Source organism: Paraburkholderia ginsengiterrae, from assembly GCF_001645125.1.
In the GTDB taxonomy this organism is placed as follows: domain Bacteria; phylum Pseudomonadota; class Gammaproteobacteria; order Burkholderiales; family Burkholderiaceae; genus Paraburkholderia; species Paraburkholderia ginsengiterrae.
Genome location: NZ_LXKA01000368.1, coordinates 1 through 18,726, shown reverse-complemented (window position 1 = coordinate 18,726; position 18,726 = coordinate 1). Strand labels below are relative to the sequence as shown.

Below are 18,726 nucleotides of genomic sequence, written 5' to 3'. Positions count from 1 at the left end.
AATCCGCGGCAGGTCGCCGACGGCCTGGAGACGAACATTTTTATTGCTTTGCCCTGGCAATGCCATGACCGCGAAGGCGACGTACACCCGCTTGCTCCGCGGCTCGTGAACGCCATAGACGACATGTTCGCCGGCGAAGTCCTCAGACGCCACCGCCAGTCTGATCTTAGTGCCGTTCGACAACTCGAACTGGGTGGGGGTAAGACTGTAATTGGTGATGCCGCTCTGTGCCGCGTAAAGCACGAGGCTTTTCCCCGCGACATTGAATCTGAAGACTTTCAACGTTCCGTGGTTCGACCCGTACTGCGAAGCGCCGGTTATGACGGTAAGCTTCTCCTCGGTCATGTCAGTTACAGTTCCCTCTATCCCCACGATCCGCGAGGTCCTGAGGCGTTCGGTATCCGCGGCTGTCAATACCGGGCCGGCCTGTTGGTGCTCGACATCCAGAGGCTGGGAAACGCGATTCGTGTCTGATCTCGTGGAGGTCGTCATCGATGATGCCAGTACGAATGAAAGGCGCAGGATGACATGAGCTGAGCAGCACCGCAATCGACGCACCACAACGATGCTTGCCGCATAAATCAGATACACCGCCTCCGGGTCGACGCGCTCTACGGAGCGACGCCGCAGCACCTAAGATTCGACTCAGACGACAGCGCCTTCCCTTGCGTGAGTATGCTGCTCTTCGAGCCGGCGGACGAGATCTGCGACCTGATCGATGCGCGATTGCAGTTCAGTTCCTGCGCGTCGCAGCACACGCACGACGGTCGCCAGGTTGTCATAGTCGAAATAGTCCGTCAGCACCCGTTCCATCCCGGACTGCCGCACGTGAGTATAGAAGATACCGAGGCTGGATCGCGGACGGCTAGTCCCATCCATTGAATGGCTTGAATGTCTGAACAGACTCTTTGAAGTAGAAAGAGTAAAGACATACTTAGCGAAACGAGTTTATATCTCAGTTGCTCAAGCAAGCCCGCCTGAAGTGAAAAACGCATGACGGACGCGCACTATTCTGTTGGAGAACGCCAGCCCAAAGGAAACCAGTGCGACGTTGACGCTAATGTGAAGCGGACGTCACTCGCACGTTTTTCAGCGCGCGGTCAGGAACGTCAAACGGGGAATGAGTTGTGGGGGTAAAGTCGGCTGGGCCTCTTTGGGCTCCAGTGCCTCTCAGCGATTAACAGAACGGTGCGTGGCCACACCGCCGACGTCGAAGTACATGCGGTCGAGTTGGAGTGTTATTCCGAAAAGCGAAGCTTGTCGCCGGCCCTTGTTACCCCAGAACCCAATCTCGCCACGCTGGCCGATGACGATGACTTCGGCAGCCCCGCCGTCCATGTAAGCCTTGACCCTTCGGTCGATATCACGGGTTCTGTCACTATCGAGAAGGACCTCGACACAGAGGTCAGGCACGAATGGCACCGGGTCGTCACGGTCGAAACCTTCCCATTTGTCGCACGGCATCCATACAACGTCCGGGACCCTGATGCCGTATGAACACGTCGTAACGGCCACCGACATGGCGGAGAAATGACCCAGCTGTTCGGTCAACTGGCAGTAAACATCTGTGAGCACTATCTGACGCCGGCCAGACGGGGGAGGATTCAAAACCGCCTCGCCGAGTTCGTCCAGCTCATGGCGGTAATGCCCCACAAATTCTGCATTCGGAGTGACGCGACGCCATGCTGCAAGCAGTTCGTAACAGTCAAGAAGAACAGGCGTGGCCATAGCGCAATCATCTCGCGGGGAAGTCATCTAAGCGTAAACCCTCCCCGTGCGATTTGACAATGACTTTATTCTTGTGCATTGCACAAATTCAGCTATGATGATTAGCACATCCGGTATTTTTTTTCTGCAGTGACCGAATCTTCCGGGGGGTTGCACCCCTATGCCGCGGGCAATCAAGGTCGAATGTTCATCTGGTTTCTCAGATTTGTTGTGCAGCGCATTGGCAAGATTCGAAGGCTGCAATTCGCGCCCTCCGCTTGGATGCATTACGATGTCAGGCAAGGCAGTGACCGCCTAAGTGCACCGCGAGCGCTCACGTGCAAAATGGTTACCAGGTCCGAACATGTGGGCCCGGGGCGCCGCTCCCCGTCAGCCGTACCTATTTAGTGTACGAAACTCAAATGCCAGCGCTGGCGCTATCTGTACTTGCCTGGATGTCGTCCACGCCTCCCAGGCAACGACATAAAAAACATCTATCGGGTGGCTAATCGGCCCCACCGCCGATACAAGACGGCCATAGGGAAAGCCGTGAGCCAGTTTCGTACGGTATGAGCCGTATCGACCGACGACAGGAAGTCCAACATGAAAATTGACGACGCCACTTTCCGGCAACTGCGCCGTCTCGCTCCGGTCCTCGACGACCTGCTGAATGCAGGTGAGGTAGAGCATGCGAACCAGGCTGTACATCTTGCGGCACTGGCGCAACTCTGCTCGCACCTGTCCGACGCATATCAACGTCAGTACCCTGACGAGACGGCGCAGGCGCGCCTTGATGAAATCGAGTCGCAATAGCGATACGCTCGGCAGATTGCTTCCACTCACCGGTCAAGGAGTTGATATGCCTGACAACTCGAATATCAAAGCGCTCCTATTCGATGTCTTCGGGACCGTTGTCGATTGGAGAAATGGCGTCGCCCGCCATGTGGGTCTGTTCCTAAACCGTCACTCGATACCGATTGAGCCATTTGAGTTTGCGGACGCGTGGCGACGCCACTATGCGCCCTCGATGGAGGAAATACGGAGCGGACAACGGCCCTTTGTCAGGCTTGACACACTGCACAGGGAAAACCTGGTCACGGTGATGGCCGACTACGGTCTCGATGCGAGTTCGATTTCTCCAGAAGAGCTCGATGAGCTGAACCACACGTGGCACCGCCGCGACCCGTGGCCTGATTCCATTGAAGGGCTATTGCGACTCAAGCGTCGTTTCATGATTGCTCCTCTATCGAATGGCAACATCCGGCTAATACTGGACATGGCAAAAAGAGCGGCACTTCCCTGGGATGCGATTCTGGGCGCGGAAGTCGTGCGAGCTTACAAACCGTCGCCGCAGGTCTACGTTGACACAGTCGACATCCTTGGTCTGAAGCCTGCAGAGGTTTGCATGGTTGCCGCTCACAATGGTGACCTGGCAGCAGCGCGCCGCTGCGGCCTCAGAACGGCGTTCGTCTTGAGGTCAACCGAGCATGGGTCCTCCCAGAAGAGCGACCTCCGTGCCGAGCAGAATTGGGACTTCACTGCAGCGGACTTGAACGACCTCGCTACCCAGTTCGGATGTCCGACTTAGGTACTCGAGTTAGATTCCACTTTGCCGGCAACTCAGAGGACTCCTGCTGCAGCCTGGCCTTGCGCCGCGCCCGGTCGTTAGCCGCCACGGTCCGCCAGCGAATACCTGTTGCGTCCCATCGAGTCGCACCGTCGTAACGGACACCGGCGAGGTGTCCAGTCGCGAACCCTTCTTCGCCGGAGTACTCCGAAAAACAGGGGCACGCCACACTTCACAGCCAATCTGTCTCAAAGCCGCACAAAGTAAGTGGTACGCAGCCACCTTCCGTAAGGACCACTTGCTGCTCAAGTTTGACTCCCTGTTTTCCACCGTCGGCACCGATGTAACTCTCAACACATAGCGTCATTCCCGCTTCGAATTGGCCGTCGTAACCGCCCGTCTCCCAATCCACCTGGTGCGCGATTGATGGGTACTCGTCAACCATGCCGATGCCGTGAGCGAGACAGCTGTATCTGTTCTTCAGATATACCTCCGGTATCTGCCAGGCCTTTTCTGAGAATTCGCGGAATGTCATTCCAGCCCGCAACAACTGCATGTTGAAATACACCTGCGAGTACGCTGCTTCGTACAGTGCGCGCTGCTCGTCCGACGGTCGCATGTGGCCCACCCGCACGGGACTGGCTGGAGGCGCATGCGGCGCGCGTCAACCTGGCGGCCTTCTGGCAGGTGGCAGAAGCGCGGGCAACGGGGTCCGTTAGGTCGGGTATTGCCGCGTGGGACGCGATAGTACTGGACACGACTGGGTGCGAGCGCGTCTTGTTGGCGCGCGCCACGCCAGATGGTTTGCGCTTCGCGGCGACGGCGCCGGCAACGGACAGCTGTTGGCGCCCATAATTGACGGGAGTGGACAAAATCTGGGGGAGGCACGCCGGGTCTAAACTGCAACAGTTGAACGAACACTCCCCCACTTTTCGTCCGCTCCCGGCAATTGTGAACACCAACAGCAGACGACAGCGCGAATGCGGCCACACCACGAGTCAGTGTTCGATTTATCACAGCGTCTTCCTGCTGATTGATGTCAGGTGAATCGCGACAGCCCCCGTCGGCAGCTGCGCAGTCCGGCGTCATCCTGGCAGGCGTTTAAGGTGCCCCCGCATGCTGCAATGCACCCGCAGCATCGAACCTGTCATGCTAGGATTTCTGCGTTTAAGGCTGGCGCCAGGAGGGCAGCATGGACGGCTTCGTCAGACATCAAATAGAAGGCGCATCCGTCGATATCGACGTGGCCCCGGTCACGCCGCGCGGCTATTGCGCGCGCTTCCGTATATTCCGCGACGCTTCCGACAATCCCGAGTGGCATCAGGTCCACGTGTCGGGCAGCGTGTTCGACACCCCTGAAGAGGCCGAAGAAGCGGCACGCTCGATGGCTGTCGAGCAGGTCCTGGCAGGTGGCAGATCTTAGCGCTTACCCGCACTTCAGATCGCCTGGGGCCGTTCGACGTTGAACGAACACTCCCCCACTTTTCGTTCGTTATGTATGAGGTTTTACGACAAATTCGGCGCTAGCAGATTCATTGACACGGCTAGCGGCAATTGTGAGCACCAACGCCGGGCGAGCAGTCGGCAGCCAGAGCAACCCCAGGGTGCAGTTCATGCTGCTGGCACTGCCGCCGCGCGGGCGTTGAGAGGCTATGTGTGGTAGCGCACCAAAGCGCACCGACGTTCGAGCGAGCATGCCCCGGCACCCATCTTGATCCCGATGGCCAATCGGCGCTGCACGTTCAGTTCAGATTTCTTTCAGTTCCTGCACTTCTGCACCTAACCTTATAAAGGTCGTTAGGGAGTCGAACCATGTTAAACGTCAGTCTCAGGTCACAGCTGCAGACGTATCTGCGAAACATCCGCAGACCTGTCGAATTGATCGTGTCGCAGGGCGGTAGCCAAGAATCGGCCGAGATGCTGACGATGTTGAACGAAATCGCGTCGTTAACAGATCTGGTGACGGTAATCGAGGAGCAGCAAGGCGACGAACGCAAGCCATCATTTTCAATTGGGCGGGCGGGAGAAAAACCCGGCATTCAGTTTGCTGCCACTCCAACAGGGCCTGAATTTTCGTCCCTTGTCCTTGCAATACTGCAGGTTGGAGGGCATCCCGTGATAGCCGACCGTACGACTATCGAACAGATTCGAACGCTAGAAAGTAACTACTATTTCGAGACCTATATTTCGCTATCTTGTGCAAGCTGTGTTGACGTTGTGCAAGCACTGAACATGATGACGGTGATCAATCCACAGATTCACAACATTACGATCGACGGAGGGCTTTTTCAAAATGAGGTGTCAGCGCGTGATATTAGCGTTGTGCCGACGATCTACATGAACGGCGAGTTATTTGGCGAGGGCCGCAGCAACTTCAAGGACCTCGGCGCGCGACTTCACGACATTGAAATGAGCATGAGAGCGGCACTTCACGCGGCGGGCAAGCCGTAGCACCGACCTACAGGTTATATCGGTGGCGAGTAACCGCAGCAAATTCTCCCACGGGGAGCCGTTATCCGAAACTCTGACAATCCGCAACGCGGCGACGTCAGTCGACCGCGTTGGGCTGTAGTCGGCCGCGAGGAGACAGCCGTCGGCGCATTTCGAACGGCCGCAACGTGCGCCAGAACGGACATTGGAAAAAAATTGCCTGCGACAGAGGATGAACTCGTCTCTGCCGACACGGCAACATTCAAAGACTACACCGCGACCCGCGTAGTCGAAACACTGCGATCGTCCGTCATTGGCGAGCGCGTCATGGTGAGCACAACCGTTGCGCCGGCGAGCAGAAGGATGCCAGCGATGCCGAATGCCCAGTCATAGCTGCCTGTCGCGTTGATCACATATCCTGTTGAGATCGGGGCAATCATGCCGAAGAGGTTGCCAGCAGACGAAGTAGCGGGTGGGTAGCACCGCCGCGTCAGTGCAGCCACTTCATCATGAGGGTCGCGAAAACGATCATGCCCGCGCCTCCGATTCGGGTCGAAATCTGCGCGAACGGCATCAGCCCCATTCTGTTCGACGACGACAGGATCGCGACGTCACCGGTGCCACCCAGCCCGCTATGACATGCTGTGATGATTGCAGATTCGACGGGATACATCTTGAGCCAGGCGCCGACAAAGAAGCCTGAGATGATCATTGCCACCACAGTGGACGCGCAGATGACGAAGTATGCTGGCGAAAAGGCTGCGACCAACTGTTCCCATGAAACAAACAGCGTTCCCAAGCCGACGAGGATCGCGAATGTGAGGTTGTTCGACATGAATTTGTACATCTGATACGCGCCGATCTCCATGGACTCCGGTATCACGCGCGCAACTTTCAGTAAGGCAGCCGAGATGATCATGAGCACCGGCCCGGGAATCCCCGTTATCGGCGCAAGCAGTGCTCCAAGGATAAAAAGCGTGCAACTGAGCAAAAGCCCACATCCCATCAGCCGCAGGTCCAATGCCGCTTCAGCTTTCTGCTCCTTGAGCAATACCTGATCTTCGCCAGTGCGCACCAGTATTCCGTCGCCGCTGTATGAGCGGTGCTTCTCGCCGAATCGCTTCAGAATGCCGCTGGCAAGAATCGCAACGACATTGCCGATCAGGGCTGCCGGCACCATCGTAGCGATCAGATGACCCTGGGCAGTACCCATGATTTCTGAATACCCGATGGAGAGCGGCAGAATGCCTTCGCCGATGCCACCACCCAGAATAGGCATTACGATGAAGAAGAACGTGTGCTTCGGATCATAGCCAAACAGCAGCCCCATCAGAACGCCAGCTCCGATAGCCGCAACGGTCCCTATCAGAAGCGGGACAAACATCTTGAGAAAACCCTGAATCAGGATCTTGCGGTTCATGCCGAGAATGCTTCCCGCGACGAGACACGCGATATACAGGTACTGAAGATTCGCGGTCTTCATCGTCGTGGTGATCGCTTTGAGCGTTGTGTCGTCCATCAGCTTGTAACCCAGCAATGCCGAGGGGACGAAGAGGCACAGAATCGCCGGGCCGCCGATGTCCCGGAAGAGCGGGATGCGTCGTCCGATTTCGCCCAGTAGCAAGCCCGACAGCATCAGCACGGCCAAGCCGCCGATCATGTCGTTAGGAAGCCGCTTGGTGACGACAGCCAGGATGGTGAGCAGCGCCACCGCAAGAAACATCAGTAGCGGCATCCCACCGATCGTGATATTCGACAGCGTCGCCAGCCGTCCCGACGGCGGAACGCTCGTGTGCAATGATGGGCTTTCCATTTCGTGTCTCCTGATTGGATATGTCGGCTGCGGGCTTTACGACGCGCCTGCAATCTTTACTGGCAGTGCGCGCTTTTGGCCCACGTGGCGATGGGCGCTTTGCGTCTCTTGTTAGGCCGTGTGTTGCTGCTTGGGAAGATCGATCTTCATCCAGGGACTCTGGGCGAAGTGGTTCGCCTCGAAGGCGTCAATGGCGGCGCCGTCGCGCAGCGTCATTCCGATCATGTCGAGCCCTTCGACAAACATGCGCTTCTGTCGCGCGGGTAGTTCGAACGGATACTCGGTGCCGTCCACGGTGATGACGCACTGTCGCTGCACGTCGATGGTCAGATGGCTCGTCGCGGAGTCACTGACAAGTTCCATCAGCGTCGCCACGGTTGATGGATCAAGCATCACCAGCAGCAGACGGTTGGCTAGCGCGTTGAAGTAGAAAATCTCGCCGAAGCTGGGTGCAATGAGCGCATCGAAACCGGCCTGCTGCAACCCCCACACGGCGTGCTCACGACTGGAGCCACACCCGAAGTTCGCGCCAGTGACCAGAATGCGAGCCCCCTGGTACTGCGGCCGGTTCAGAACAAACTCTTGCCTGGGCGACCCGAAGGCATCCATTCGAAGGTCGTAAAGAACGCCGTGTGCAAGTCCCGACTTGTCGATGCCAAACAGAAACTGCTTCGGCATGATCTGGTCTGTGTCCAGATTGTTCAGGGGGAGAGGTGCCGCGATGCCAGCTACGGTTTCGTTCTTAGACATGGTTGAACTCCTTGCGTACGTCGACGATGCGGCCGGCCAGCGCCGCCGCAGCAGCCATGGCAGGGCTCATCAGATGAGTGCGTGCGCCGCGGCCCTGGCGCCCCTCAAAGTTTCGGTTGGTCGTGGATGCGCAGCGTTGACCGGGTTGGAGGATGTCATCGTTCATCGCGAGGCACATCGAGCAACCAGGCTGGCGCCACTCGAAACCAGCGTCGATCAATGTCTGCGCAATGCCCTCCTGCTCGGCCTGCTCGCGGACCATGCCGGACCCGGGCACCACCATCGCACGAACGGTCGGCGCCACCTTGTGCCCGCGCACCACAGCGGCCACGGCTCGTAGGTCTTCAATGCGTGCGTTCGTGCAGGAACCGATGAAAACGTGGTCGATTGCGAGGCCGGCGAGTGTCTGTCCGGCATCCAACCCCATGTAGGCCAGCGCCTTCTCCGCATTGCTCCGCTCAAGTTGTTCGTCTGACAGGGTGGGAATGGGGTCAGTGATCGAAATCGCCTGGTCTGGGCTCGTTCCCCACGTCACGAACGGCGCCACTTCGCTTGCGTCAAAACTGTGCGTGACGTCAAAAACTGCATCCGGATCCGACTTCAGTTGCTTCCACTGTTCAACGGCCTCGGCGATACTGTCCTCTGGCAGGTCCTTGATCCGCTCAGCCACGTAGCGGAGCGTCGTATCGTCCGGAGCGATCATCGCGCCTCGGGCGCCTGCTTCCACAGTCATGTTGCACAACGTCATGCGGGCTTCAGCCGACAGGTCTGCAAGCGCGGATCCGCAGTATTCAACGACGAATCCGCGAGCGCCTTGCGCGCCGATCTTCGAGATGATGTAAAGCACCAGATCCTTGGAGGTTGTGCCCGCAGAGAGTCTGCCGCCCACCTCGATCCGCATGTCGCGTGCGACCCGGTAAATGAGGGTCTGTGTCGCGAGAACGTGTTCGACTTCGGATGTGCCGATACCGAAGCCAAGCGCGCCGAGTGCGCCGTATGTTGTTGTGTGGCTGTCGCCACACAACACGACCATGCCTGGCCGAATCAAGCCGATTTCCGGTGCGATCACATGCTCGATGCCCTGTTCGCGATCCTTGACATCGAACAGATGAATGCCGTGTTTCTGGCAGTTGCGCGTGAAGTTGGCGGCCTGACTGGCTGCCGCGTCGATCATGATCGTGCGCTTGTCCAGTGAGACTGGATGTGTCGGGATCACATGGGAGACGGTGCCCATCTGCTTCTCCGGGCAGCGGACGGGAAGATTCTTTTCAGCGAGCCCCGCGAACGCTTGCGGGCTCGTGTATTCGTTCATGATGTGGAAGTCGGCATAGAGCGCGACGTGCTGGTCGTCGACGCGAAACACCGTGTGCTTATCCACGATCTTGCGGTAGAGAGTGTGTCCCATTGGCTGTCTCCTGTTACCCGGCCCGATGAATGTTCATCGCGCTCTTCAAAGTGGTTTCAGTTTAATTCGACAGCGCGATGCGCATAATGCATACTCATTTAAGTTATTGTTAAGTTGAATTTATAAATGGACCCGATTGCCGACCTCGAATTTTTCAAGCGTCTTGTCGCGCATGGCAGCCTGTCTTCGCTTGCACGGGATCTAGGTGTGACACCACCTGCCGTCAGCGCGCGGCTCGCGCAACTCGAGAAGCGCCTCGGAGTGCGACTTCTCAACCGCACGACTCGGCGGCTCGCCATGACGCAGGAAGGCGAGATGTATCTCGGGACGGGTTCGAAGCTGCTGGAGGAGGTTCAGGAACTCGAGCGGATGGTGTCGAGCAGCCGCGACATTCCGCGCGGACTGCTGAAAGTGAATGCGACGTTCGGCTTCGGTCGCCGTCACATCGTTCCTGCGCTTTCTGAATTTACTCTCCAATACCCTGAGGTCGAAGTTCAGCTTGACCTGACGGACCGTCCACTCAACCTCGCCGAATCGGCCTTCGACGTCGGCATCAGATTCGGCGAGCTGCCTGACTCCCGGCTCGTCGCAAGGAAAATCGCGAGCAATCGAAGGTTTGTGTGCGCGTCATCCCAGTACATCGAAACGCATGGTGCGCCACAAGTGCCGGACGATTTAAGAAATCATCGCTGCATCGTTCTCCGCGAAAATGACACGGCCTACGGCACATGGCATTTCAGCAAGGGAAAGCGGCATCAGCTTGTAAAAGTGCACGGTTCGATGAGCAGCAACGACGGTGAGGCAACGCTGCAGTGGGCCTTGAAGGGACACGGCGTGCTGGTCCGCTCAGAGTGGGACGTTTGGCAATATATCGACGATGGCTCCCTCAAGCGTTTGCTGCCAGACTGGAATCTCCCGCCCGCAGATATCTATGCGGTCTATCCGGAGCGGCTGAATTTGTCCGCCAAGGTGCGAGTGTTTGTTGAGTTTCTGGATGGATTGACGGCGCCGCTCCGGATTCCTCGCCCGTAGAACAATCGTTGCGGGCGTAGGTCGATGGTGCGATCAGCATGTGTGAGCGCATCTTCTGCATTGCCGTGTACGCCGTGAAATGTTGGCTAGTCATCGAGCAGCGGCACGGCAAATCAAAGGGCAACTCGTCGCTCTTGAACAAACGTTCGGCAATGGATCGCAACGGACTGTTCATGGCCGAGCGGCGACATCCTCGAAGAGCTTCACTTTCGGGCGATCTTCGGGGGACATCAGGCACCGTCACCGGCTTGCGCTCAGTTCCTGCTGTCGCCGCACTCGCGCGTCTTCCTCCAGACGTGTCTCTTCGAGTTCCTGCAGCACGCCATCGAGGTCCACAGGTTGCGTGTCGACTTCGATGCGACCGGTCAGTTCGGCGTCGACATGCAGCCGCCCTGCTTCGAAGAGCGCCCAGATCTCCGTGCCATAACTCGCTGTGAGTATTTGCGGTGCAAACCGGCCGAAGTACGCGGCCAGGTTGTCGACGTCTCGCTTGAGCATCGAGGCGGCTTCGTTGTTGCCGGCTGCGTCGACGGCTTGTGGCAGATCAATGATCACTGGCCCATCCGCAGCCAGCAGGATGTTGTATTCCGACAGGTCGCCGTGAATTACGCCCGCGCAGAGCATGCGGACAACCTGGTTCAGCAGCAACGCGTGCAGTTCGAGGGCGCGGGCTTCGGTCAGATCGACGTCGTTGAGCCGTGGCGCGACGTCACCCACCTCGTCGATCACCAGTTCCATCAGCAACACGCCGTCGGTACAAATATAGGGTTGCGGCACGCGCACCCCTGCACTGGCGAGCCGGAACAGCGCGTCCACTTCAGCGTTCTGCCATGACGCTTCCTGCATCTGACGGCCGTAGCGCGTACCTTTTTCCATCGCCCGCGCCTGCCGGCTGTTCATGACCTTGCGACCGTCCCGATAAGAGGCGGCTTGCCGAAAACTGCGCTGCTTCGCGTCCTTGTAGACCTTGGCGCAACGCGTCGATTCACCGCTGCGCACGACGTAGACTGTTGCCTCCTTGCCGCTCATCAACTGACCGATGACCTCGTCGATAAGTCCTTCTTCGAGAAGTGGTGCAAGACGTTTGGGTATTTTCATACGATCGTCGGCCGCAGTTCGTCGAACATGCACTCAACGCGCGTGGATGGTGAATGGCCCGCTGGGGTCGCTGGGCTATGCGCGACCAACAAACCGATTAATCGAGCAGCCGGTGCTGGCGCCCGCAAGCTTGCTGCGTGGGAGATCGATGGAGTCATGCCGGATTATAAGGGTGGTCGAGGACGAGCCGACGAAAATCTCCCGACTAATGCGTAAATACATTGCGCTGCAGTTCCAGACCTCTCGCTGCTTGGCACGACCGGCAGCACCCGACCCTTCTCGGTCGCCGGTGTTCGCCCAGGTCAACGTCTCTTCTTCGGTGATTGTGTTGAAAAAGTCGCGTTTTGGTCGGATACAGAGGAGTTGGCAGCTAATTTTCGGGTTGTGGCGATCGGCGACGCCGCGAACTTGAACGAGGCAACGGTCCCCGTTGCTCGTCATGCAACTGCCTGGTTCATCTGCTTGGTTTCTGGCGTGAACCGCTTGGCCATTCTTCGCAGGTTTTGCGCAGTCGCTGCCATCGGGAATTCATCACGGGCACCGCTCGGACCCCGCAGGCGCAGACGGTCCAGCTTCAGGATGCGTTTGAGATGGGCAAAGAGTATTTCCACCTTCTTTCGCTCACGGCAAGATCGCTTGTATTCAGGCGTCTTCGCAATACGCCTCGTTTCGTCACGCACAGCTTCATGGATGCTGCGTGCGATCTTGCGGAATGGTGCATTCGGACAGCAGCGATCCTTCATCGAACAGCTCTCGCAGTCGAACTGACTTGCCCGATAGATGATCGTGTCAGCATTCGTGACGCGCGAGCGCGGATTCCTGAATTTGCGCCGATCACTGCGTAGTGTGTGCCCGGTGAGACAGCGATATTCATTGGCCAGTTCATCCCACAGGAACTCGCTGCTGAACAATGTATTGTCCTTGCGCGTTGTTTTATCCCAGACTGGAACGTGTGGTGCAATTTCCTTCTCTTCGATCATCCGGGCAAGCATCGCTGCTGAGCCATACGCGGTGTCGCCTGCGCGGCGTCGAGGTTTGAGATCGCGCCGCCGCTCAACGCGGTCAATCATCGTCCTGGTTGATTCCACTTCGTGCGAGCGGTTCGCGGGTGTCGCCTCGACGTCAACGATGATCCCTGCCTGCAGGTCAATCAGACAATTCGTCGAGTAGGCGAAGAACGCTGGGCTACCCTTGGCGGCTGTCCAGTGCGCAGCAGGATCCGTCAGGGATATCCTCTTTGGCTGCGTCAATGTCTCCGTCGTATTCGCCGCTTCGGTGCCCGCTGGATTCGCTACTTCCAATTCTTCCAGATACTCGCGCACTGCGCGGCTTTGTCTCTTGACGCAACCCCAGTCGACGGGATCAGAACCCGGAACACCGTGTGCAGAGCTCGCGTCGGCTCTGATGATGCTCGCGTCAATCGCGAATCCTTCACCCTTCACGAGCCCTTCGCTCATGCACCGGCACAAGACCGACTCGAACACATGGCGTAGCACGTCGCTATCGCGGAAGCGACCGTGGCGGTTCTTTGAGAATGTCGAGTGTTCGGGGACGGCGTCCTCCAGACCCAGGCGGCAGAACCATCGACATGCCAGGTTCAGATGCACCTCTTCGCATAGCCTGCGCTCGGACCGGATGCCGGAACAGTAGCCCACAATCAACATGCGGATCATGAGCTCCGGATCAATCGATGCCCGTCCCATCGGGCTGTAGAACGGTGCGAGATGCTGGCGTAGATCACGCAGATCCAGGAAGTGATCGACGCCTCTCAACAGGTGCTCGCGAGGGACGTGATTATCGAGGTTGAACGAGTAGAAAAGCTTGTCCTGTCCGCTGCCCAGTTGACCCATGATGACGAATCACGCCCGCCGATCGATGTCTTCCAGGATACTCAACAATCCATACCGCGGGCGACTTTTTCAACACTATCCCTTGGAAGCAGTTATTGGCGCGGTTTCGTATTGAACGACCATAGTGGGTCGGGAGTATGAGTTCGCTGACGCAGGAGGCGGCCATCCGACAGCTCGAAGCCGGCACCGTCAGCATTGCGCCACATTGCCGACCTAGAACCCAGCCTTCTCCAATGTCGGATATGGCCGGAGGGTGTGTGAAAACCCGCTGATCGCCTACACTGAATCAACGCATTCAGCCGAGGTGGCCGGATGAAGCGATTCATAGAAGGCGAAGACCGCAAGCAGGTTACCCTGCTTCCCGAATGCCTCGATGACCTCATCGACGACGACAATCCGGTCCGGATAATAGATGCGTTTGTCGAAGACCTTGAACTTGGTCCACTCGGCTTCGATGGTGTCATGCCTTCGGCTACGGGGCGCCCGTCCTATCATCCCGCAGTCCTGCTGAGGATCTACATCTATGGCTATCTCAATCGCATCCAGTCGAGTCGTCGTCTGGAGCGGGAATGTCAACGCAACATCGAACTGATATGGCTGCCAGGACGCCTGGCGCCTGACTTCAAGACGATTGCCGACTTCAGACGAGATAGCGGCCAGGCCATACGCAACGTTTGCCGGCAGTTTGTGGTGCTGTGCCGCCGGCTGGATCTGTTTGCTCAGGCGAGCGTGGCCATTGACGGCAGCAAGTTCAAGGCAGTCAACGCTCATAATTGCAACTTCACGCGCGGCAAACTCGACAGGCGCATCCAGCAGATCGACGAGTGCATTGAACGTTATATGACTGCGATGGAGACGGCAGATCGTCAGCCATCCGATGTTGCTGAAGCGAGAACAACCCGGTTCAAGGAGAAAATCAAAACGTTGAAGACGCAGATGGAGAAGCTGAAAGAGATTGACCATCAACTTGGGCAAACACCCGCAGGGCAAATCTCTCTAACCGACCCTGACGCACGCGCCTTGGCTACAAGTACAAGCCGAGGGCTTGTCGGCCACGACGTCCAGACAGCCGTAGATACCACGCACCACCTTATCGTTGCACACGAGGTCACCAACGTCGGCACCGACCGGCGCCAACTCGCAAATATGGCCAGGCAGGCGAAGGATGCGATGGAAGCATCGGGTCTTCAGGTTATTGCGGACCGCGGCTATTTCAACGGGGATGAAATTCTTGCCTGCGAGCAGGCCGGTATCACGCCCTTCGTTTCGAAGCCAATGACATCGGGCGCAAAGGCAGTCGGCCGGTTTGATAAAGAGGACTTCGTCTTCGATCATGCATCAGGGGAGTACAGGTGCCCTGCAGGCAGCCGTGTGATCTGGCGCTTCGCAACGATCGAGCGCGGTCTGCTGCACAACAGATACCGGAGTTCCGATTGCCCTCGCTGTGCTATCAGGGACAAGTGCACACCTGGCAAGTACCGGCGTGTGAGTCGCTGGGAGCACGAGGACACGCTGGAGGCAATGCAAAAACGCCCCGATCTGCAACCCGGGGTGATGCGTACGCGACGGCAGTCCGTTGAGCATCCTTTCGGCACGTTGAAGCACTGAATGGGAGCGACACACTTCCTCACGAGGACGCTGGGACGCGTGAGCACTGAGATAAGCTTGCACGTGCTCGCGTATAACCTGACGCGAGTCATCAAGATCATTGGAGAACAGGCGCTGTTGAAGGCGCTTCAGGCCTGAGGGGCCTTTGTTCGATCTCATTGCTGCGTTCGACCTGTACTTGAGAAATTCGAATGCGGAAGCTCCAGATCCCGATTCGACGCTTCCACTTTTTACGCGTTTCCACACAGCCTCGCCGATTACCGTCCCCCACGACACAAACGCCAACCGAATCCGTCCTGACTGAGCAGATAATGGCGGTAGCGTTCGGGTACGGCCGGGGCACTCCCCAAGAGGTTGCAACGGTCCCTCGATAGGTCCACCAAAGCGCTGCCCGGCAGTCTATAGCCGGAATAGATCGCGAACGCGCTCGGCCATTTCCTCTGCGTGCGGTGAAAACTGGGGTACTCAAACGCAACTGCCCTCCGCTCTGGAAAGGAAAACGCGAACAACCCGCCTTACTGCCACCGAAATCACGATGCGGCCATCGAGTACTGCGCGCACGTGCACGTAAAGCCCACAACGACGCCCACAGTACCCGAACGTGTGCTCCTGCAGCCATCGCCGGCGGTTACGTCTCGCTGCCTTCAACGACGCCCCCCCCAACGACCTGCCCGACGGCACCGCGGCCGTCCCGATGGTAGACGGCACCCTGCGATCTGCCGTGACCGATCTCGAGTGGCTGCCGCCCGCGTAGTCTTTCGCGAACCCGACGTTGCTCACTAACACTCTTGGCGTCGCCGATGACGTGCAGCCGCCGGTCAAACTGTTTCTGGCCGATCGGGCGTCGCGCTCATCAAGCGCTGTTGGAGTGGGGAAAATGCTGCATTGCAAAGGGCTTTTCTGACTTCCCGCAGACTTTGTTGAGTCCGAACGCCACAGTTTGGCAAGCCGCAAACTTTGTTGCACGCCCTTACATCGCAAAAAAGAAGTTTGACAAACTATCTTTAGATATATATCTTACGATACATCTTAAGACACAACCGGGAGTACCCGACATGCGTCATCACCATCGTTTTTCCCGTTCGCGCGGCGCGCACGACAGTTTCCAGCCGGGCGGCGCCCATGCTTCGCATCATTCACTCTGGCACGCATTTATCCGCGACCCGCGCTATTGCCATGAAGGCGGTGAACACGGCGAGCACGGCGAACACGATGAGCGCGCCAGCGCAATGCACGGCGCGGGCGGCCACGGCCGTGAGCGCTTTTCGCTGCACGCGCTGTGGCACGCCATCGGCCGTCATAACGAGTTTCGCGGCGGTGGCCGCGGCGGACGCTTCGGCGGCGGCCCGGGCGGTTTCGGCGACGACGGCGAAGGTTTTCCGCGCGGCCGCAAATTCAGCTCCGAGGACCTGCAACTGCTGCTCCTGTCGCTGATCGACGCGCAGCCAAGCCACGGCTACGAGCTGATCAAGGCGCTCGAAATGCGCTCGAACGGTTTCTACAGCCCGAGCCCGGGCATGGTGTATCCGGCGCTCACGTATCTGGAAGAACTCGGCTACGTGACGGTGCAGCTCGAAGGCAACCGCAAGCGCTATGAGTTGTCGGACGCGGGCCGCACGTATCTGGCGGCCAACCGCGACCGCGTCGAGTTGATGCTGGCCAAGCTGAGCCATATCGCCCGCAAGATGGATTCGGTGCGCCGTGCGTTGGCCGGCGAGGAACCGGCCGATATCAGCGAAGGCGGCTGGCTGCCCGAACTGAACGAAGCGCGCCGTGCGCTCAAGCATGCGCTGCTGCGCCGTGACAACGCGCCGGCCGCCGAACAGCGCCGCATCGCCGAAATCCTGATGCGAGCCGCTAGAGAGATCGAGGGTGAAGCCAACCCCGGCGGCAAAGAAAACGGCGACAGCGGCGCGCCGGCCCGTTAAGGCTGCGCGATCTGCTGCGGACCTGCCCAGGCATGCCCGGAACGCCACCGGCGCGCAGCGCGCGCCCATCGAAACAACAGGAGTAGTCCTCTCATGCTGACAACAGACCATCAGGCCGACAACCGCGCCGATCTGGCCGTCCACCGCGTGCGGCACCCGCTGAAATTCCGTCTGCTGCAGGTCAAGCAGGTGCGCGCGCTGACCCCGCACCTGATCCGCGTCACCTTCACGGGCGACGATCTGCACGACTTCGCATCCGCCTCGTTCGACGACCACATCAAGGTGTTTTTCCCCGAACCCGGCGCGGACAAACCGGTGCTGCCGCAAGCCGGCCCTAACGGACCGGTGTTTCCCGCCGGCCAGCCGCGTCCGGTCGCGCGCGATTTCACGCCGCGCCGCTTCGATCGCGCGGCCCGCGAACTCGACATCGAATTCGCGATGCACGAAGCCGGTCCCGCGGCGACATGGGCCGCGCAAGCCAAAGTGGGTCAGTATCTCGGCGTCGGCGGCCCGCGCGGCTCGCTCGTGATCCCCACGGGCTTCGACTGGCATTTGCTAATCGGCGACGATACCGCGCTGCCCGCCATGGCCCGGCGCCTGGAAGAACTGCCGGCGGGCACGCGCGTCGCGGCCGTGATCGAAGTGGCCGATCCGTCGGCGCACATTGAATTTGCTACGCAGGCCGAACTGCATCTCGTCTGGTGCTATCGCAACCGCCCCGGCGTGCGCGGCGACGCCTTGCTGAAGGCGGTCCGCGAACTCTATCTGCCCGACGACGGCGAGGGCTACGTGTGGGCCGCGGGCGAATCCGCGACGATGCGCGCGGTGCGTTATCACCTGTGCACGGAGCGCGGCGTCGACAAATCGCGCATTCGCGCGGCCAGCTATTGGAAACAGGGTGCCGAAGCGGTCCACGAGTCGCTCGATGACTGAGCCCGCGCCGCGCGCGGCGCGGGCCATGCGAGTGGCGCGCTTCGCCAAACAACAAGGAATCGATCGATGTACTCATTAAGCGAAACGCACGAACGCCGCCTGCTATGGCTGCTCGCGCTGACGCAGTTCACGATCCAGATTTCTCCTGGTCAGAGGGTGTCAACTTAGGCTACAAAGTCCCTCTGCACATGGGTTCCACGGCGCGCTGGGGTGGGTTGACATCCGTGCGAGGTCTACGACTTTCCGATGGTCGCTCACTTACATATCTCGCTGGATGTCAGCCGCGATAACGCTCGTTATCACGGGCAAGTTTCCACCCTCCCCTCAGCCGCTGGACCGCGCCGGGACGCTGTACCGGCTGCCACCGGTGCATCCAGGGGCTGCTGCCCCGCCCGCTCTCACCCCGTCGGTGCCTGTTTCTGTGACCCAGCTATGCCCGGTATAGGCCAGAACCCGACGAATGAGCTACGTGCACAAATCTTGAGGTTTGTTCGACGCCTGCCCATGTCCGCGGGCTCGGGGGCGCGCGACGGCGCGTGCGGGCAGGTGTTGAATAAACCTGAAGGGAGGAAACCGCGGAGTGCCCCGATGCAATGGGAGTCTTC

At 58.9% G+C, this 18,726-nt stretch carries 16 protein-coding genes and 2 pseudogenes; 8 read left to right on the top strand and 10 right to left on the bottom strand.

Annotation, left to right across the window (positions count from 1 at the left end; all coding sequences use genetic code 11):
* From A6V37_RS34550 to A6V37_RS34545, 3 genes are all read right to left on the bottom strand, one after another.
* Positions 1–633: hypothetical protein (locus A6V37_RS34550; protein ID WP_131799935.1), on the bottom strand; the 633-nt coding region annotated here is incomplete at its 3' end.
* A 12-nt stretch (positions 634–645) separates the two neighbouring features.
* A complete protein-coding gene (locus tag A6V37_RS41095) occupies positions 646–813 on the bottom strand; it encodes a hypothetical protein (protein WP_157447927.1) in 168 nt (55 codons plus the stop codon).
* Between the two features lie 357 nt (positions 814–1,170).
* Complete coding sequence (locus A6V37_RS34545) at positions 1,171–1,728, bottom strand: Uma2 family endonuclease (RefSeq protein WP_064270943.1); 558 nt, start codon at positions 1,726–1,728, stop codon at positions 1,171–1,173.
* A 582-nt stretch (positions 1,729–2,310) separates the two neighbouring features.
* Here A6V37_RS34545 and A6V37_RS34540 point away from each other — a divergent pair.
* Both A6V37_RS34540 and A6V37_RS34535 read left to right on the top strand, forming a co-directional pair.
* The gene (locus A6V37_RS34540) at positions 2,311–2,520 is read left to right on the top strand and encodes a hypothetical protein (RefSeq protein ID WP_064270942.1); all 210 of its coding nucleotides are present in this window, start codon (positions 2,311–2,313) and stop codon (positions 2,518–2,520) included.
* 46 nt (positions 2,521–2,566) lie between these two features.
* Positions 2,567–3,295, top strand: a complete 729-nt coding sequence (locus A6V37_RS34535) for a haloacid dehalogenase type II (RefSeq protein WP_064270941.1) — start codon at positions 2,567–2,569, stop codon at positions 3,293–3,295.
* Positions 3,296–3,506: 211 nt separating this feature from the next.
* Here A6V37_RS34535 and A6V37_RS34530 read toward each other — a convergent pair.
* Positions 3,507–3,902: pseudogene (locus tag A6V37_RS34530) on the bottom strand (M24 family metallopeptidase); the annotation flags it as partial.
* A gap of 564 nt (positions 3,903–4,466) precedes the next feature.
* Between A6V37_RS34530 and A6V37_RS34525 the strand changes: the two are divergent.
* Both A6V37_RS34525 and A6V37_RS34520 read left to right on the top strand, forming a co-directional pair.
* Positions 4,467–4,697 carry a hypothetical protein gene (locus A6V37_RS34525; protein WP_064270938.1) on the top strand — a complete coding sequence of 77 codons (231 nt, stop codon included), beginning with the start codon at positions 4,467–4,469 and terminating at the stop codon, positions 4,695–4,697.
* A 389-nt stretch (positions 4,698–5,086) separates the two neighbouring features.
* A complete protein-coding gene (locus A6V37_RS34520) occupies positions 5,087–5,725 on the top strand; it encodes an alkyl hydroperoxide reductase subunit F family protein (RefSeq protein WP_064270936.1) in 639 nt (212 codons plus the stop codon).
* Positions 5,726–5,973: 248 nt separating this feature from the next.
* Here the strand turns inward: A6V37_RS34520 and A6V37_RS39680 are convergent, their stop codons facing one another.
* The 4 genes from A6V37_RS39680 to leuC form a co-directional block, all read right to left on the bottom strand.
* Positions 5,974–6,144, bottom strand: coding sequence for a hypothetical protein (locus tag A6V37_RS39680; RefSeq protein ID WP_207547670.1), 171 nt, complete (start codon positions 6,142–6,144; stop codon positions 5,974–5,976).
* A 50-nt stretch (positions 6,145–6,194) separates the two neighbouring features.
* Positions 6,195–7,517 carry a 2-hydroxycarboxylate transporter family protein gene (locus A6V37_RS34515; RefSeq protein ID WP_064270934.1) on the bottom strand — a complete coding sequence of 441 codons (1,323 nt, stop codon included), beginning with the start codon at positions 7,515–7,517 and terminating at the stop codon, positions 6,195–6,197.
* A 111-nt stretch (positions 7,518–7,628) separates the two neighbouring features.
* Positions 7,629–8,267 carry a 3-isopropylmalate dehydratase small subunit gene (leuD, locus tag A6V37_RS34510; protein WP_064270932.1) on the bottom strand — a complete coding sequence of 213 codons (639 nt, stop codon included), beginning with the start codon at positions 8,265–8,267 and terminating at the stop codon, positions 7,629–7,631.
* Positions 8,260–9,672, bottom strand: a complete 1,413-nt coding sequence (gene leuC, locus A6V37_RS34505) for a 3-isopropylmalate dehydratase large subunit (RefSeq protein ID WP_064270930.1) — start codon at positions 9,670–9,672, stop codon at positions 8,260–8,262. The genes leuD and leuC overlap by 8 nt, the downstream gene beginning before the upstream one ends.
* Before the next feature lie 126 nt (positions 9,673–9,798).
* Between leuC and A6V37_RS34500 the strand changes: the two genes are divergently transcribed.
* Entirely contained in the window at positions 9,799–10,704 is a 906-nt protein-coding gene (locus A6V37_RS34500; RefSeq protein ID WP_064270928.1) for a LysR family transcriptional regulator, read from the top strand.
* A 240-nt stretch (positions 10,705–10,944) separates the two neighbouring features.
* On the opposite strand, the gene A6V37_RS34495 is transcribed toward A6V37_RS34500, so the two are convergent.
* The gene (locus A6V37_RS34495) at positions 10,945–11,802 is read right to left on the bottom strand and encodes a PA4780 family RIO1-like protein kinase (RefSeq protein WP_064270926.1); all 858 of its coding nucleotides are present in this window, start codon (positions 11,800–11,802) and stop codon (positions 10,945–10,947) included.
* Positions 11,803–12,239: 437 nt separating this feature from the next.
* A complete protein-coding gene (locus tag A6V37_RS34485; protein WP_064270922.1) occupies positions 12,240–13,655 on the bottom strand; it encodes an IS1182 family transposase in 1,416 nt (471 codons plus the stop codon).
* 309 nt (positions 13,656–13,964) lie between these two features.
* Between A6V37_RS34485 and A6V37_RS34480 the strand changes: the two are divergent.
* The 3 genes and pseudogenes from A6V37_RS34480 (at position 13,965) to A6V37_RS34470 (ending at position 18,121) form a co-directional block, all read left to right on the top strand.
* A pseudogene (locus A6V37_RS34480) lies at positions 13,965–15,398 on the top strand (IS1182 family transposase).
* Positions 15,399–16,315: 917 nt separating this feature from the next.
* Positions 16,316–17,188, top strand: coding sequence for a PadR family transcriptional regulator (locus A6V37_RS34475; protein WP_064270919.1), 873 nt, complete (start codon positions 16,316–16,318; stop codon positions 17,186–17,188).
* A 93-nt stretch (positions 17,189–17,281) separates the two neighbouring features.
* Positions 17,282–18,121 carry a siderophore-interacting protein gene (locus A6V37_RS34470; RefSeq protein WP_064286820.1) on the top strand — a complete coding sequence of 280 codons (840 nt, stop codon included), beginning with the start codon at positions 17,282–17,284 and terminating at the stop codon, positions 18,119–18,121.
* Positions 18,122–18,726: the final 605 nt, after the last annotated feature.